We start from the raw sequence: 17,179 nt of genomic DNA, 5'->3' as shown, positions 1-17,179 counted from the left end.
CCCGGCATGCACCCCTTTAAGCGCCTCGATAAGAAAGCCGATCTCTTCGCCTAATTGGACAAACTATTATTGCCTCGCCCCTAACCGCAGGTTTTTAGCGTTATTGGCCAGCTAAAATACAGCCTCATTTCCTTACCTTAAAGATTTTTTCATGACCGACACTCTCAGCCCTACCCTGCAACTTGCCTGTGACCTCATCGCCCAACCCTCCGTAACCCCCGAAGATGCCAATTGCCAGCCAATGATGATTGCGCGGCTAGAAAGCATCGGCTTTAAGGTTGAGCGCTTACGCTTCGAAGATGTTGATAATTTTTGGGCTGTACGCGGAACTGATGGGCCACTTCTAGCCTATGCAGGCCATACTGATGTGGTACCCACCGGGCCAGAAGAGCATTGGGACAACCCACCTTTTTCCCCCAAAGTCGAAAACGATATTCTTTACGGTCGCGGTGCAGCAGACATGAAAGGCAGCCTAGCCGCCATGATCACCGCCTGCGAAAACTATGTCGCCGAGCACCCGAATCACTCCGGTCGCATTGCCTTTTTAATCACCAGCGACGAAGAAGGCCCAGCCACTAATGGCACCGTGAAAGTGATCGAATGGTTAGAAGCCCGCAACGAAAAAATCACCTGGTGCTTAGTGGGTGAACCCTCAAGCACCCATAAAGTCGGCGACATTATCAAAAACGGTCGCCGCGGCTCGCTCGGCGCAAAACTCACAATCAAAGGTAAGCAAGGCCATGTCGCCTACCCTCACCTTGCCGCCAACCCTATTCATCTAGTGGCTCCCGCCATTGCAGAACTAAGCGCAGAACATTGGGATAGCGGCAACGATCACTTCCCCGCCACCAGCTTTCAAGTATCCAACTTTAATAGCGGCACTGGCGCCACAAATGTTATCCCCGGCGAAGCCCACATTGTATTTAACTTTCGTTTCTCTACCGAGCTTACCGAACAACAATTGCGCGAACGCACCGAAGCCATCCTAGATAAGCACAATCTCGACTACGATCTAACGTGGATCCTATCTGGCCACCCATTCCTGACCGCTGAAGGCAAGCTAGTAGAAGCCGCAGCCGGTGCAATCAAAGCCGTTACCGGTTACAACACTGAACTCTCCACTTCTGGCGGTACATCAGATGGCCGCTTTATCGCGCCTACAGGTGCGCAGGTTGTCGAGCTTGGCCCACTCAATGCCACCATCCACCAAGTCAACGAGCATGTTTGCGCCTCAGACCTCGACAAACTCAGCCTTATCTATCAAGGCATGATGGAAAGATTGTTCAATGACTGAGCCTACAAGCAACGAAGGTTTAACGCACCTCAATGCTGCCGGTGAAGCACACATGGTCGATGTTGGCCAAAAGGCAATCACCGAGCGTTCTGCAACAGCCGTCGGTTATGTGGAGATGCAAGCGCAAACCTTGCAAATGATTAGCGACGGCAATCACAAAAAAGGTGATGTGTTTGCCGTCGCTCGTATTGCCGGCATACAAGCCGCCAAACAAACGAGCCAATTAATTCCGCTGTGCCACCCGCTTATGCTGACCAAAATAGCTGTAGACCTGATTGCCGAAGCGACACAAAACCGCGTACGCATTGAGGCAACCTGCAAACTAGCGGGAAAAACGGGCGTAGAAATGGAAGCGCTCACAGCAGTCTCCGTCGCGGCACTCACCCTTTACGACATGTGCAAGGCCGTGGATAAAACCATGACGATTACAGGCACGACACTGCTAGCCAAAAGCGGCGGCCGCAGCGGCGAATGGTGCGCATAATCCAACCTGCACCCTACCGATAAGAGTTTAACTATGTCATCAATTAATCTGTGTTTTTTTGCGGCCTTGAGTGAGACTTTGGGAACTCGGGGTGAAAACTATCCGCTCCATTCAGCCATACCGTTAAGCGAGCTTAAAAAAACGCTCGCCGAACGCGGCCAACGCTGGCAAGCGCTCAACGATCCCAGTATCCTCTGCGCAATTAATCATGAGATGGCCAGCGGCAATCCCAACATAAAGCCTAATGATGAAGTCGCTTTTTTCCCTCCCGTCACCGGCGGATAATCAGCGGCACATAAATAGAACTCGGAATGCTCGCCGGTGTACGGCACCCTAAATCACACAATGCACGGTAACCAATGCCCACCACAGATCCAAACTCCGTCGGGCTCGTAAGCCCGCAAACCATTCACTTTAGCGAGCCCTTCACGCTGGCTTGCGGGCGCACGCTACCCGAATACGACCTCGTGGTCGAAACCTATGGCACGCTCAACAAAAACCACTCCAATGCTGTACTCATTTGCCATGCACTGTCGGGCAACCAGCATGCCGCCGGTTTTTATGAGGGCGATGATAAACCAGGATGGTGGGATGCCTATATCGGGCCGGGTAAAGCTATCGATACCAACCACTTATTTGTAGTCTCAATGAACAATATTGGTGGCTGTCATGGATCAACGGGGCCAACCAGTATTAACCCGACAACGGGTAAAGCGTGGGGTAGCGACTTCCCACCCTTAAGAGTGCGCGACTGGGTACACACCCAAGCAAGATTAGCCGACCATTTAGACATTAAACAATGGGCGGCTGTTGTTGGCGGCAGCTTAGGTGGCATGCAAGCTATGCGCTGGGCTCTAGAATATCCCGAACGCTTACGTCACTGCGTAGTCATAGCTTCCGCCATGAAATTAACCGCGCAGAATATTGCCTTTAATCAAACGGCACGCCAAGCCATTATGGCCGACCCCAACTTTATGGACGGGCATTATCTCGATCACAACGCGCTGCCTGAATCAGGTTTATCCGTTGCTCGCATGATTGGTCACATCACTTATTTATCCGATGATGGCATGGGCGAAAAATTCGGGCGTGAATTACGCTCCGGCAGTTTTGAACAAGGCAGTGATGTACCGGTAGAATTTCAAATCGAAAGTTATTTACGCTACCAAGGCAGTAAATTCTCAAAAACCTTCGATGCGAACACTTACATTTTAATGACGCGAGCACTCGATTATTTTGACCTTGCACGCGAATACGAAAACGACCCCGTAAAAGCCTTCCAGCAAGCGCAATGCGATTTTTCCGTTATGGCATTTGATAGCGATTGGCGCTTCGCCCCTGAGCGCTCGCATGAAATCGCAACCGCGTTATTACACGCAGACAAAAATGTTTTTTATGCAGAAATAGAATCGCCTTACGGCCACGATGCTTTTTTAGTCCCTAACCAGCCTCGCTATGAAGCGCTTTTTTCCAGCTATATGCAAAAGGTCGCCAGCACATGCGAATAGACCAAAAAATTATTGAGAATTGGATTAAGCCCAACGCCCGAGTCCTCGACTTGGGGTGTGGCGATGGCAGCCTGCTAAACCACTTAACCAAAACAAAAAATATTCGCGGCTACGGTTTAGAAATTAGCGAAGCGGGTCTTTTAGCCTGCGTTAAAAAAGGCATAAATGTTATAGAACAAGACCTCGACGGTGGGCTCAGCAATTTTGCCGATCAAAGTTTTGATACTGTCATTATGTCGCAGGTACTGCAAACCATGCACTACCCCGACAAAGTCCTTGCCGAGATGATGCGCGTTGGCCGCGAAGCGATCGTCACCTTCCCTAATTTTGGCCATTGGCGTGCGCGCTGGCATTTAGCCGTTGGCGGTAAAATGCCCGTCTCCGACTTATTACCCTACGAGTGGTACAACACACCCAACATTCATTTTTGTACTTTTAAAGATTTTGAAGTACTTTGCAAAAAATTAAATTACCAAGTCATTGATCGCCAGGTAGCCGCAGAAGCCGCGCCCGATAAATGGCTACACCCACTTCGACCAAATCTTTTTGGCGAAACAGCTATTTACCGGATACGCGGTTAGCTTATTAGGAGGGTGCAATTAATTTTAAGCGCCCCTCCCTTTAGCCAGCATGCGATCCAATACATTCGCAAAAGCCTGCCTGTCGCTATTATTTAATGGCGGCGGGCCACCGGTAGCCTGCCCAGCATTTCGCATTTCTTCCATAAAATTTCGCATCGCTAATCGCTGCTCAATATTATTGGGGGTAAACTTTTCACCGCGCGGGCTAACGACAACCACCCCTTTTGCAATCACCTCCGCGGCCAATGGAATATCGGCGGTAATTAATACATCTCCCGCTACGCAGTGCTGCACAATATAATTATCGGCCACATCAAAACCAGCCGGCACCACCACCGAGCGAATCACCGGCGAAGGTGGTGTTCGCAGAGCTTGGTTAGCAACTAGTATCAATGGCACCTGCACACGGTTCGCCGCCTTAAATAAAATCTCTTTAATCACATTCGGACACGCGTCGGCATCAACCCAAATTTGCATCACGTTATTTCCACAAGTATTTAAAGCGTGCAGCCTATTAGAACCGCCTCATAGATGCCAGCACTTACCCAGCCATAACAAATGCATGCGAACAAAAAATAGACAGGCCATGCCATTAGATGTATAGTCGCGCCTCTTTTGACTTGATGCCATAACAGTAAAGCGCTTTCCGGCAGATGCCATGCGCGGGTAAAGGGTGGAGTTTTCAACCAGCAGGTACGCGGTTGATGTGAATGCAGCAATGTTTTCACACAAAACACCACACATCCTCAACCCAACTTTGCTACAGATGGCATTGTAATTTACTAGGCACCGAGTACCCCACTGCGAAGACGCACGGGCTGCAGGTGTAGGGAATCTTAACCCGAGTACTGAATAAGCTCGGGCAGCGACTAACATTAGCGGCAGCGTACTACGTCTTTCGGCACCCCTCCAAGCTTATCGCTTGCGAGCAAGTCAGACACATCAACAACATCGTGATTTTTTATTGCTTAGCGCAATTTAAAAATACGCAGTTATTGATAATCAGCTACCTCCGCTAGACAGCCGCACAGATTCTTTACATTGCACCTATACGACCTTGCAACTGGAATCTCCCGCCGCAATACCACAGGAAACCTGCATGACCCAACCTAGCCAGACGTTTGAGCAACTGGGCCTCAACGAACACATACTTAAAGCCGTTAAAGATCTTGGCTACGAAACTCCTTCTCCCATTCAATCACAAGCTATTCCCGTGATGCTTGAAGGCCGTGACATTTTGGGCCAAGCCCAAACCGGTACCGGTAAAACTGCCGCCTTTGCACTGCCTATACTGCAAATGGTCGACCCAAAACAAACATCACCCCAAGTCCTTGTCCTCGCCCCTACCCGCGAGCTTGCTATTCAGGTAGCCGAGGCTTTCCAAAGCTACGCCAAAGACATTAAAGGCTTCCACGTATTACCTATTTACGGTGGCCAAGGTTATGACCAACAAATTCGCGCACTCAAACGCGGTGTTCACGTTATTGTGGGCACACCCGGTCGCGTTATGGACCATATGCGCAAAGGAACACTCAAGCTTGATAACCTAAAGCACCTTGTATTGGATGAAGCCGACGAAATGCTTCGCATGGGCTTTATTGATGATGTTGAGTGGGTACTAGAGCGCACACCTAAAAATCGTCAAATTGCACTTTTTTCGGCGACCATGCCAAGAGAAATTGCTCGCGTTGCCAACACCTACCTACAAAACCCGCAACACGTAAAAATTGAAGTTACCACAACCACAGCGGTCACTATTCGCCAGCGCTACTGGCCTGTAGGTGGCGTTAGCAAACTCGACGCACTCACTCGCATATTAGAAGCCGAGAAATTTGATGCCGTTATCATGTTTGTGCGCACCAAAACAGCCACGATAGAGCTCGCCGAAAAGCTAGAAGCTCGCGGCTATAGCGCATCTGCACTGAATGGCGACATCTCACAAAACATTCGTGAGCGCACCGTTGAGCGCCTTAAGAATGGCAAAATCGATATCCTAATCGCTACCGACGTTGCCGCTCGCGGCCTAGATGTAGACCGCATTAGTCACGTTATCAACTACGATATCCCTTACGATACCGAAGCTTATGTTCACCGCATCGGCCGTACTGGCCGCGCTGGCCGACAAGGTGATGCCATCTTATTTGTTGCCCGCCGCGAAATGCGCATGCTGCGCACCATCGAGCGCGCCACCGGTAAAGATATCGAGCAAATGAAACTGCCGTCAGTTTCTGATATCAACGAGCAACGCCAACAACGCTTCAAGCAGCAAATACTCGACACCATTGCTGGCGAGAACTTGGATATCTACTCAAAGCTCATTACCGAGCTTCAAACCGAAACCCCAAGCGACCCCATTATGCTGGCTGCAGCATTAGCCAAAATGGTTCATGGCGAGCAACCTTTAATGCTAGAAGATCGCCCAGAGCGTGCACCACGTGAATTTAACGAACGTGATGACCGCCCAGAGCGCGACGGCCGACGCCGGGATCGCAACGACCGAGATAGCCGCTCCGACGGTCGCAGCAAACGCCGCACCGAAAGCGATGTGCCGATGGAAAGCTATCGCTTAGAAGTTGGCCGTGACGATGGTGTGAAGCCTGGCAATATTGTTGGTGCTATCGCTAACGAAGCAGATATTAGCAGCCAGCACATCCACAACATCCGCATCAGCGAAAGTTACACAACTGTAGAGCTGCCTGCCGGAATGCCACCCGCTCTACTCAACAAGCTTCGCGCCGTATGGGTTTGCCAAAAGCAACTGCAGATCAGCCAAATGGCAGCTGGTAGCGGCACCAAAGAACATGCGCCACGCAAAGAACGTAAGCGCCCTTCTGGTGAACGCCCTAGTTTTGAAAAACCCAAAACTAAAAAGAAAGCCGCTAGCAACGATTAATTTAACCGCCGATGATCGGCGAGATTAAATCACCCAAGGGAGCTTTTTAGCTCCCTTTTTTATAAGCTTTAAGCGATAACACACGGCAATTCTTTGGAAGTAGCCCCCGGATAACCTAGTTTTGGTGGCCCCAATTAGCATTCGAGGCCGGTGCTTTTGTGCCGGAGATACAGCATGATGTTTGCATCAGTACGGGTGTACCCTAGCAGCGCAGGCTACCGAGCAGCAACGAAAACGACAATACTATCGCGAGAAATGTACTTTAAGCCGCCTCAACACTGTTTATCCCAAAGTATCGAGCTGATATTCATGGGTATGCTAGAGTTATTGAATAATAGCCATTAATAGCAGCGCACACTGCCTCATGATGTCAAAAACGCAACCCTCCTACCTGAGAAGAATAAGAAACAGCAGCATAGTACTGACTATTGCGCTACTTTGTGCGCACCCTTATATACCCGAAAAAAACCTTCTCATTTATCCTCACCCAAATACAGTTACAGACCTTTACTCAGACGCTGCCATCGGGGGGAAAAGCCGCACCCACTGGATAAACAAGGATATGCACCACTACCAATGCATTATCGACAATACACAACTCCACCCCTATTGTGGCGCAGCCATTAAGTTATTCAGGCCCACCGTCACCGGTTACCCTCGATATAACTATACCGATCTCAGATCTCTGGATTTAACTGAATATAACGGGCTGCGAATAGATATTAATTTCACAGGCGAAGCCGGACGGCTTCGCTTAGCGATTAGAAACGTCAATAAAGATCACATTAAAGATATTCAAAAAACAATAGCCTTTGAAGACGAGAAATTCATTTATACCTTCATAAAAAAAGAAGAGACCCTATCTCCGGTTCTGCTTGACTTGCGTAATTTTGCACTAGGCGAATGGTGGATAAAACAGCACTACACCAAAAGATCTGATCTTCTGATTAACTTTGATCGCGTGATCGAGTTGGCCTTTGATATCGACGGCGAAAACATTAATGGCGTCTATGACTTTCAAATCAAAAAAATTGAAGCCGTTGGCGAATGGCTAAGCAGTGAAGAGCTTTACCGTATCGTTATTATTTATTGGCTCGCCTTATTTGCACTGATAGGCAGCATTAAAGTACTCAACGTTATCGCCACCACCAAAAATACCAAGCAAGCTCTTAGCCAGCTAGAGACCGACTTCCAAAAGCTTAAAGTTGTATCAGAAAAGGATGCACTCACCCAGGTATACAGCCGCAGAGGGCTGGAACGGGTAGCCAATCAATTTTTTGAAAGTCACTACACCACCGGCAGCTACGTGGCACTATTGGACATTGATTATTTCAAGCATATTAATGATACTTATGGGCACGATACTGGCGATGCAGCCCTTAAAGCGTTTGCATTATGCCTAATGAATAACATGAGAGATGATGACATTTTAGGCCGATGGGGTGGCGAAGAATTTATCATTTTCTGTAAGTTACACTCAAAGCAAGCCGCGCTTGAATTCACAGAAAAACTGCGACAAATCATCTCTGATTTACATATCACCGCAGGTGAATCAGATGTCGCCATTCCTATCACTGTCAGTATCGGTATCACGCCAATAAAACCTGAAGATTCACTAGAGTCAGCCTTTAAGCGAGTAGATACAGCACTTTACGTTGCCAAAGATAATGGCCGCAATCAATGCCAGTATGCTGAATAGCCGAATACGATGGGCCATACAGGGATAGTAAGGGGGAGAAAACGCACCAGCATAGGGATATGCAAGATTAGACTTTGCAGGAGCAAAAAGTCGAGGAGCATGTTTTCCAGAGCGCGTGTGGAGCGCCAATGGATCGGTTCAAGCGAGTCCAGAAAAATTATCGGTTGCCGCTAAGTTAATGACATTGATACGGATATAGGTCAGTAGGCTGACACTTCGGGTAACGCAGCTGAGAAAGCAAGCGGCAAGTATTATTGGGTAAAGTATTTTTCCTCGACCCAAGCCTACCCCTAAGGGGCGTGCATTAAATAAGTTGCTGGAATTTGGTTTTTTGGGTGCACGCTTGGCGAGGCGAAAATATGGCGTAATAGCTGGCTATTGCAAATATTTTTAACGAAGGCAAGCGTGCACCCAGGAATTCAAAAACGTGAAGTTATTCCATGCACGCCCCTTAGGGGCGTGCATGGAATAAGTTACTGGAATTTGGTTTTTTGGGTGCTTGCTTGACGAGGCGAAAATATGGCGTAATAGCCGGCTATTGCAAATATTTTTAACGAAGGCAAGCGTGCACCCAGGAGTTCAAAAACGGGAAGTTATTTAATGCACGCCCCTAAGATCAAGCATCTACCGCCAAAACCCTCGCCCTTAGGGTATACAGCCCTCTAAGTAGGTATACTTGCGCACTGAAATGACTTCATTCCATGCTACCAATTCAGCACACAGAGACTCCAATGACATTCTCAAACTTGGCTTTAAGCCCTTCCCTATTGCAAGCCATTGACGAGAAAGGCTATACAACCCCTACCGCCATTCAAGCTCAAGCCATCCCCATTGTGCTGAGTGGTAAAGACCTCGTCGCCACCGCGCAAACCGGCACAGGTAAAACGGCCAGCTTTGTTTTACCGTTACTTGAAATGCTCAGCCGCCAAATGCCCGAAGGGGAACCGCATCGCAGGGGTAAGCGCTTTCGCGCCTTAATCCTAGTACCCACCCGCGAGCTGGCCCTTCAAGTAGAAGAAAATGTTCAGGCGTATAGCGCACACCTCCCCATCCGTGTAATGGCCATGGTCGGCGGCATTGAGTACGACCAACAAAAACAACAGCTCATAGACGGGATTGATATCTTAGTCGCCACACCTGGCCGCCTAATCGATATGGCGAACCAAAGGGCTGTACATTTTGACGAGGTAGAATTCTTAGTATTAGACGAAGCAGATCGAATGCTGGATATGGGCTTTATAAGCGATATCGAAAAAATTCTGGCACGCTTACCCGAGCAACGACAAAACTTATTGTTTTCGGCAACGCTGCCCAAAGCCGTTCGCACGCTAGCCAATAATGCCATAAACAACCCGACCGAAATCAGCCTTGTGCCGCAAAATTCGGCGGCGCCACAAATCACCCAATGGCTGGTCGCAATCGACAAACACAATAAATCGACCCTACTCAGCCACTTAATACAAGAGCAACGGTGGACGCAAGCGCTCATTTTTATACGCACTCAACACGGCGCCGCCAAACTCGTCAGCCAATTAGAAAAACGCGGCATTAAGGCCGAGGCCATTCACGGCGGCAGAAGCCAAGCTTCACGAACCCAAGTCTTGGCTGATTTTAAATCGGGGAAAGTGGGTTTTTTAGTCGCGACGGGTGTTGCCGCACGCGGCATAGACATTAACGAATTAACCCGCGTGGTGAACTACGACCTGCCCGATGATACCGACGACTACATCCATCGCATTGGTCGCACTGGCCGAGCCGGCGCCCAAGGCGAAGCCGTTTCGCTAGTCTCGAAAGACGATTTCAAACGCTTGTGTGCAATTGAGCGTCGGCTCGAAAAAATATTAGAAAGAAGAATCATCGAAGGCTTTGAGGTCACCAAAGACCTGCCAGCGTCGAACCTAAATTTCACCCTTAAAAGCAGCGGAAAATCACCGTATAGCGAAACGGCAAAAAAAGCTGCCGAGACTAAAAAAGATACAAAACCGAAAAAGGCGCAACACACACCCGAACAATCGTCCAATGTCTGGGAAAAGTGGTCGGCAAAAAACCAAGAGTAGCCGCTACATCTTGCGATAAATAAACGCCATACATTAGGTCACCTCTTTTCAAAACACCGATAAAGTGGCCACCCCTGCGACAAAAGCCGCTCATACGGAAAAAACAAGGATTTCACCACCCCCAATATTTCGCAGCTTGCGCTACAATTACAATTAAACTGGCTCGCTACAATAAAAAATTATTATGCCAAATATTCAATTCAGCCTCGCCGACTTATCGCTCACAGCGATCGTAATTGAGTGCCTGCTCATCACCGCTCTCATCAAGAGCGTGCCAACCCCCACGCACAGAGCCAGAAACTTACTTGCCTTGCTATTCTTCACAATCGCCATAGATGCGTTATGCATGCTGCTCATTTGGCACCCCGACTTACGAACGCTATTAAAACCGCTCTCCAGCCTCACAATCTCACTCACCACCTTGGCACTACTTGCTAAAGGTCCACTGCTGTACTTTTTTATTCAATCGGCATCGGATACCCACTTCCGCTTTACACGACGACACTGCCTGCATTTACTGCCTATCATCATGGGCTTCGCCATTGCGATAACTTACGGCTTGTCGACCCAAAAATTAACCACCCCCGTTGAAGCCAATATCGAAAACTGGGGCACCTACTATTGGTGGTCACTCTTGCGTGCAAGCCCCGTTGCTTACGCCTTACTCACACTGTACCTGGTGCGAAACCTGCACCTTGCATTCGACAACCACTACTCTGGCGAGGAGTACCGCTATGCTCGCTGGGTTCGATTATTAATCATTGGCTTCTTAGCGCAATGGGCAATGGGCCTGGGCACTCACATTGCTGGTCAACACCTACCCAACGGCATGGCAAGCACCCTAGGGAAAATTAGTGATTTAGCCGGTTTGATTCTGGTCAATGTCTTACTTGCCGCCTGCTTTACGATTATCCGTGCCCTGATCCCTATTGTCTCGCCCAGCGCTACCGCAGACGCTGCCACAGCAACATCCACAACTACTGCACTAACCGAGCCCCCAAAGAGTGAGAACACAGAACAAACCGATACCGCAACAAAGGCTGCGCCAACACCCAACAACGAACAACTTTTAGCCCTCATCGAAACCCTGCTTACCCAAGAAAAAGTCTATTTAAACCCAACGCTCAACCTTGAAAAACTCTCAAGTAAAACCGGAGCATCCACAAAAGAGGTATCGCGTGCCATTAACGAAGGCTTAAAAGCTAGCTTCTCAGAACTTATTAATGGCTATAGGATTGACGAAGCCTTGCGCCTACTTGAGCTACCCGAACACGAAGAAACCCCCATCAGCGAAATTATCCACCTTTCTGGTTTTAACAGTAAATCGGCCTTCCAACGCTTTTTTAAACGCCGTACCGATAGCTCTCCCACACAGTATCGCGAGCACATAACAGAAAAGCGCACGGCTATTTAGGGGCGAGGCAATAATAGATTGTCCAATTAGGCGAAGAGCTCTGGTTTCTCATCAAGGCACTTAAAGGGGCGCTATTACCGAGGAGCATAATGTCGAGTAGCAGTTACCGAGGCATGTAACGCTTTGAGTCACCAGGATGAGTTGACCGCTACAGAGGAAGTGGAGAACAAGCATTAGTGGATGATGTATTATTTTCCTCGTCCCTTCAGTAATACCGAAAAGCATCCCCCCCACAAAACTACAAGCAAAAAGCTAACCCAGCCCGCCCTTCGCCGGTAACCACTGAGAGTTCGCTCACACGGAATCTGCGTCACAGTTCCGTCTTAGCCCCCACACCAAAGCACGACCCATATTAATCGGGTCTTTTCCCGATATGGGTCGACGCCCCGTTGTTCGATATCGGGAAATCGTAAATCGGGACTTTGGCTAAATCGCTACCCGCCGTAGATTATTAACCAAGGCATTGCCTCTGAACGAATAGCACACCACGATTCGCCATGGCATGACCCCCATATTATAAAAATAGCCAACCCCGGAGAACAATAATGATAATGAAGCCTCCTAGTGTACGCCGATGGCTAATGATACTCGGCGCAACAATGAGTTCAGCCCTACGAAATTGCATGGAAAACATCCAGCGTATTAAACCCCATAAATCCCTAATATTGGCGGCGACCTTGAGCGTTGTAACGGCCTGTGGTGGCGGGACTAGTTTGTCTAGCTCTTCACCCAGCAGTTCATCGTCAAGTAGTTCGTCTTTGAGTAGTAGCAGCTCTTCATCAAGTAGCTCCTCTTCTAGTAGCACTTCTTCATCGATCAGCAGCTCGTCTAGTTCATCCTCTAGTTCCAGCTCATCTTCGAGCAGTTCAAGTACGGGGGCTTATGATATTGAAGCTGGCCGGGCCAGTTACGATAGCCTTTGCGCAGGTTGCCATGATGATGCGGATCTTCCACAGCAGGGGACAGGTGCGTTATTTGGAGGCGTGAGCCAGATCGTATCAGAAGGCGCTTTTATTTGTGATCGTGTTGATTGTACGGATGTTGCAGCATTGGCCGTTTATCTCGAAGAAACGATGCCATTTGGAGGGATCGACGATTGTGTGGGTGCTTGTGCAGACAATGTGGCGTTTTTTATGGCAGAGACGTTTGTGGGCGAGAGCTCTTCAACCAGTTCCTCAAGCAGTAGCTCCTCAAGTTCATCTAGCAGCAGTTCTGGTGTAACAACGGCCGTCACTATTCCGGGCAAGGTTCACTCAGACCAATTTGTGACTTACAGCGATACCACACCTGAAAACAGAGGGGATTGTGGTGAAGGTGAAGTTGATCAAAACACACCCGTGACGGGAGACTCTGGCACATGTGATATTGGTTATACCGAAGCTGGGGAGTATTTGGAGTATCAAATTGACGCCACACGAAACGGTAGTTACGTGATACACGCGAGTATTGCCTCCGCACAAGCCGATAAAACAATACGTATTTTGGTTGATGGTGTTGATGCTGGCTTACTCGCCGTGCCGACGGCTGGCTGGAGTGCTTACGAAGAAATATCAACCGCGAACATTGATATTCGGGCGGGTGAGCATACGGTACGAGTTGATTTCGTGACCGGTGGTACTAACTTTGATTACTTGCGATTTGAGCGAACGGGAACGTTAGGTAGTGGCTCAAGCAGCTCATCGTCGTCATCTTCACCAAGCTCTTCTAGCAGTTCATCCTCTGGCGCTGCAGTGGCGTGTAATTTCGAGGATGTACAAACTGTCTTCTCTAATAATGCTTGCCTTGCGTGTCACGCGGGGACTGTTGCGGCTTCTCGCGGAACCGATTTGGTTTTAGATGTGACAGAGAATGAGCTTGGGCGACGTTTAGTGGGAATCAAAACTTCAGAAGGTGGCACCGATGCATCGTGTGATGATGAACTTTTGATTGATCACCTTGCCCCATCAAATTCCTTGCTGGTTAAATTAATAAACCCTGACCAGTTCGGTGAAGTTGAGTCGCGATGTAACCGTCGAAAAATGCCGCCTACGGGCTTCATGAGTGGTGAAGATGTTGATTGTGTTGCTTCTTGGGTAGAGGAAGCGGCGGCTACCTTTCCTCCACCAGATCCTGTTGTTCGCAAGCCATTCGCGCCAACGGATACAGAGTCTGCATTAACGCGCGCCAAATTTATTTTACATGGTGGGCGAGCTTTGGACGACGAGCTTACAGCGGTCGGTAACGGCGGCACGTTCTCGCCGGCAGAGTTGCGAACATTGATTTTAGCTTGGCAAAGTACTCCTCAGTACAAAGCGAAGGTGATGGATTTTCTGGAGGTGGCCCTTCAGCAAACGGCTAAGCCAGGCTCTTTGTACATGGAGCAATTTAACAACGTACGTAATGAGCTGGCTAAAGATAAGCTCATCAGTAACTTCGAAGAGATGTTCACGCGAACGGCTTGGGATATTGTGAATACTAACCAGAGCTTTAGCCAAGTTGTCACCACGAGCGAATGGTGGGTAACGACCGCAATGCTTGGTGCGCTAGCGTATACGGACATCCCCCAGCAGACGAATAATCGCGGCTTTTTGGATAAGTCGGCGCAAGACGAGCAATTTAAAAACTTTAAGCTCAATAACAACTCTGATTTTAACGATTGGAGAAAGGTCACTATTACACGGAAAAACAATGGCGAGAACTGGGAGAACACCGATGCCTACGTCCAGAAATTACGAGATATTCAGGGTGGCACAAACTTCCCCTTAAGAATGCCTCGCGTTGGCTTCTTTAGTACGCCAGCGTTTTACGACAACTGGGCAACCAACGAAGACAATCAGTTCCGTGCGACGACGCAGCAAACGATGATTGTGGCGCTTGACCAAACGATTAGTCCGGCGGATGGAACCCCAAATGGTTCAGAGGCGGGCATCCCGTCAGACCATGCTGATCCAACCTCGGCTTGTTATGGTTGTCACCGTCATATGGATCCGATGCGCTTGGTTTTTGATAAATATCAAAATACGCGTAATCGCTCTACCGGCACAAATAATAGCTTGCAGCCCCATTTCTCCTTTTTTGGTGTGGACGAACCCTTTGATACGGTCGAAGATTTCGCTCAAATTCTTGTGGATCATCCTGAGTTTCCGAAGTCGTGGGTGCAAAAGCTTTGTATGTGGGGTAATTCACAGCGTTGTAATCCGACTGACCCTGAGTTCTTGCGGCTTGCCAATAATTTCAAATCAAACGGTTTTAAATTTAATCAGTTGGTTCGACAGTTCTTTAGTTCGCCACTATTTACCGGCGTACAAGATACCGAGACGCATAAGACGGTTGAGTACCGAGTCAGTATGTCGCGGGGTAACCACTTCTGTAAGGCCATTAATCAGCGCCTATCGGAACTTAAAGCCACCAACGGGACCAGTGGTAATTTGAATGTCTGTAACGCTTTAGATGAAGCCGGGATCGTTGCGCCAGATGTGTTTGCGCGAGGTAAGCGAGATCTTGTACAAAGTACTCAGCATGGTGCATTTGAATCCAAGTCCATGGATATTGTGTGCGCGCAAGCGTCGGGGAATGTCTTTAACAGTAATGACAACGCTATTATCAATACGAATCAGGGTAAGGCGAATATTATTGCTCAGTTAGTTGAATTTATTGCAGGGGTACCGCCGGCTCATAGTCGTCATGACAAACTTATCGATCAGTTGACGCGTATTTTTGACATTATGAAAAATACGAATGATTGCCCTTCTGGTACGTCACCGTTTGATCAAGGCGTCACTATTACTTGTGGTTTTGGTGAAGCTCAAAACAGCGCGTATCGTGCGGCCTTCTTTGCGGCCTGTACGTCGCCTGAAATCATTTCTGTCGGCATGTAGTGGAGGGTAAACGAATGAAAAAATTATCTCGAAGAGAAGCATTAATCGCCGGCGCTATGGGAATGGGCTCATTGCCCCTTAGGTCGCTTGTCACCGGCTTACCTGTCCCGTTTTTGTTAGGTTTAAATAACCCGGCGCTAGCGCAATCGACAGACATGAAGTATTTAGTAATTTCGCAGCAAGATGCCGGCGATCCGGTGAATGCGAATTCGCCAGGAACGTATGAGTTCGGTGCGATTGATCACCCTGATGCCGATGGCTTTCGGACGCCGACAACCTTTAATTTGGGGAGTCAGTCTGTCAGGGCGGCGCAGCCTTGGGCGGACCTACCCGCGGGCTTACGGTCTAGGATGGCCTTTTGGAATCATTCAACCTTTGCCAATGCTCATCCAGATTTCCCTGGCGTGCGGCGTTTTAATGGCGCGATGAAAGGCGTTGATGGCGAAGGTACCGATGAGATGAGCTCGATGATTGCTCAAGAGACACAAGCGTCGCTGGGTACGACCTTGACCGAGAGTGTGACCGTGGGCGGCGATTCTGTGTTCTTTGGTGGGCGGGGTTTACCGAAGTTTAAGCCCAATGAGATCAAAGGGCTTTTCTCAAGCAATATTAATAATCTGGATCGCATGATTCAAATGCGCGATAACACCATTGATGATACCTATCGCCAAATTAAAAATAACGGTACGCCAGCGCAAAAACGCTTTTTGGATGCTTATGCCAAAGGGCGCCAAGAAGCTATAACTTTGGGCGACAGTTTGGGGGCGTTAATTAGCGGTATTCAAGGCAATGACGAGGTTGCGCAGGCTCAAATGGCGGTTGCCTTGATTCAGCTTAATGTCACACCGGTTGTGACTATGGGGCTTAATTTCGGCCGCGATAACCATGGTGATAACGACTTGGCGGATGAAGTTGATCAAACAACATCCGCGATGACGGCGATTAGGGCTTTTTGGAATGGTATTAATGCGGCAGGCTTGGACGATCGAGTGATCTTTGCCTCTCTCAATACTTTTGGTCGAACCCTCAAGCGAAACGGTGCGGGTGGTCGTGACCACAACGGCAATCACCATCATATGTTTGTCTTTGGGCAAGGCATTAAAGGCGGTATCGTCGGTGGCATGGAAGCCAAAGCCGGAGATTTTTCTGCGACAGGCATTAATGCCAGCACCGGCAAATCGAACAATGCGGATATTCCGTTTGAGGAGACCTTACCTGCGGTAGGGAAAACCTTGGCCAAAGCTGTCGGTATACCCAATGGGCGCATTAATACCCGAATCAATGGCGGTAAAATTATCACGGGCGCTCTGAGCTAAGGGGCGTGCACTGAATAAGCTGCTGGAATTTGGGTTTATGGGTGTACGCTTGACGAGGCGAAAATATGGCGTAATA

The 17,179-nt window shown here is 48.8% G+C and carries 13 protein-coding genes; 12 read left to right on the top strand and 1 reads right to left on the bottom strand.

Annotated features, from left to right (window positions below; translation table 11 throughout):
* The first annotated feature begins 151 nt into the window (after positions 1–151).
* From dapE to metW, 5 genes are all read left to right on the top strand, one after another.
* Complete coding sequence (gene dapE, locus AC3A8L_RS11460; RefSeq protein ID WP_487962392.1) at positions 152–1,294, top strand: succinyl-diaminopimelate desuccinylase; 1,143 nt, start codon at positions 152–154, stop codon at positions 1,292–1,294.
* Entirely contained in the window at positions 1,287–1,778 is a 492-nt protein-coding gene (moaC, locus tag AC3A8L_RS11455; RefSeq protein WP_487962391.1) for a cyclic pyranopterin monophosphate synthase MoaC, read from the top strand. Before dapE ends, moaC begins: the two co-directional genes overlap by 8 nt.
* A gap of 33 nt (positions 1,779–1,811) precedes the next feature.
* Complete coding sequence (locus AC3A8L_RS11450; protein ID WP_487962390.1) at positions 1,812–2,063, top strand: MoaD/ThiS family protein; 252 nt, start codon at positions 1,812–1,814, stop codon at positions 2,061–2,063.
* A gap of 74 nt (positions 2,064–2,137) precedes the next feature.
* Positions 2,138–3,286, top strand: a complete 1,149-nt coding sequence (gene metX, locus AC3A8L_RS11445; protein ID WP_487962389.1) for a homoserine O-succinyltransferase MetX — start codon at positions 2,138–2,140, stop codon at positions 3,284–3,286.
* Entirely contained in the window at positions 3,277–3,867 is a 591-nt protein-coding gene (gene metW, locus AC3A8L_RS11440; protein ID WP_487962388.1) for a methionine biosynthesis protein MetW, read from the top strand. Before metX ends, metW begins: the two co-directional genes overlap by 10 nt.
* Positions 3,868–3,891: 24 nt before the next feature.
* On the opposite strand, the gene AC3A8L_RS11435 is transcribed toward metW, so the two are convergent.
* Positions 3,892–4,344, bottom strand: coding sequence for a YaiI/YqxD family protein (locus AC3A8L_RS11435; protein ID WP_487962393.1), 453 nt, complete (start codon positions 4,342–4,344; stop codon positions 3,892–3,894).
* Between the two features lie 622 nt (positions 4,345–4,966).
* Here AC3A8L_RS11435 and AC3A8L_RS11430 point away from each other — a divergent pair.
* The 7 genes from AC3A8L_RS11430 to AC3A8L_RS11400 all read left to right on the top strand — a co-directional run bounded on the left by AC3A8L_RS11430 (position 4,967) and on the right by AC3A8L_RS11400 (position 17,103).
* A complete protein-coding gene (locus AC3A8L_RS11430) occupies positions 4,967–6,760 on the top strand; it encodes a DEAD/DEAH box helicase (RefSeq protein WP_487962387.1) in 1,794 nt (597 codons plus the stop codon).
* A 174-nt stretch (positions 6,761–6,934) separates the two neighbouring features.
* Positions 6,935–7,105, top strand: coding sequence for a hypothetical protein (locus tag AC3A8L_RS11425; protein WP_487962386.1), 171 nt, complete (start codon positions 6,935–6,937; stop codon positions 7,103–7,105).
* A 19-nt stretch (positions 7,106–7,124) separates the two neighbouring features.
* A complete protein-coding gene (locus tag AC3A8L_RS11420) occupies positions 7,125–8,459 on the top strand; it encodes a GGDEF domain-containing protein (RefSeq protein WP_487962385.1) in 1,335 nt (444 codons plus the stop codon).
* 731 nt (positions 8,460–9,190) lie between these two features.
* Positions 9,191–10,516, top strand: coding sequence for a DEAD/DEAH box helicase (locus tag AC3A8L_RS11415; RefSeq protein WP_487962384.1), 1,326 nt, complete (start codon positions 9,191–9,193; stop codon positions 10,514–10,516).
* 184 nt (positions 10,517–10,700) lie between these two features.
* Positions 10,701–11,930 carry a helix-turn-helix domain-containing protein gene (locus AC3A8L_RS11410; protein WP_487962383.1) on the top strand — a complete coding sequence of 410 codons (1,230 nt, stop codon included), beginning with the start codon at positions 10,701–10,703 and terminating at the stop codon, positions 11,928–11,930.
* A 599-nt stretch (positions 11,931–12,529) separates the two neighbouring features.
* Entirely contained in the window at positions 12,530–15,787 is a 3,258-nt protein-coding gene (locus AC3A8L_RS11405; protein WP_487962382.1) for a carbohydrate-binding protein, read from the top strand.
* Positions 15,788–15,801: 14 nt separating this feature from the next.
* Complete coding sequence (locus AC3A8L_RS11400) at positions 15,802–17,103, top strand: DUF1501 domain-containing protein (protein WP_487962381.1); 1,302 nt, start codon at positions 15,802–15,804, stop codon at positions 17,101–17,103.
* Positions 17,104–17,179 lie beyond the last annotated feature (76 nt).

The organism is Marinagarivorans sp. (genome assembly GCF_982758155.1).
This window is presented reverse-complemented; position numbering and strand designations above follow the sequence as displayed.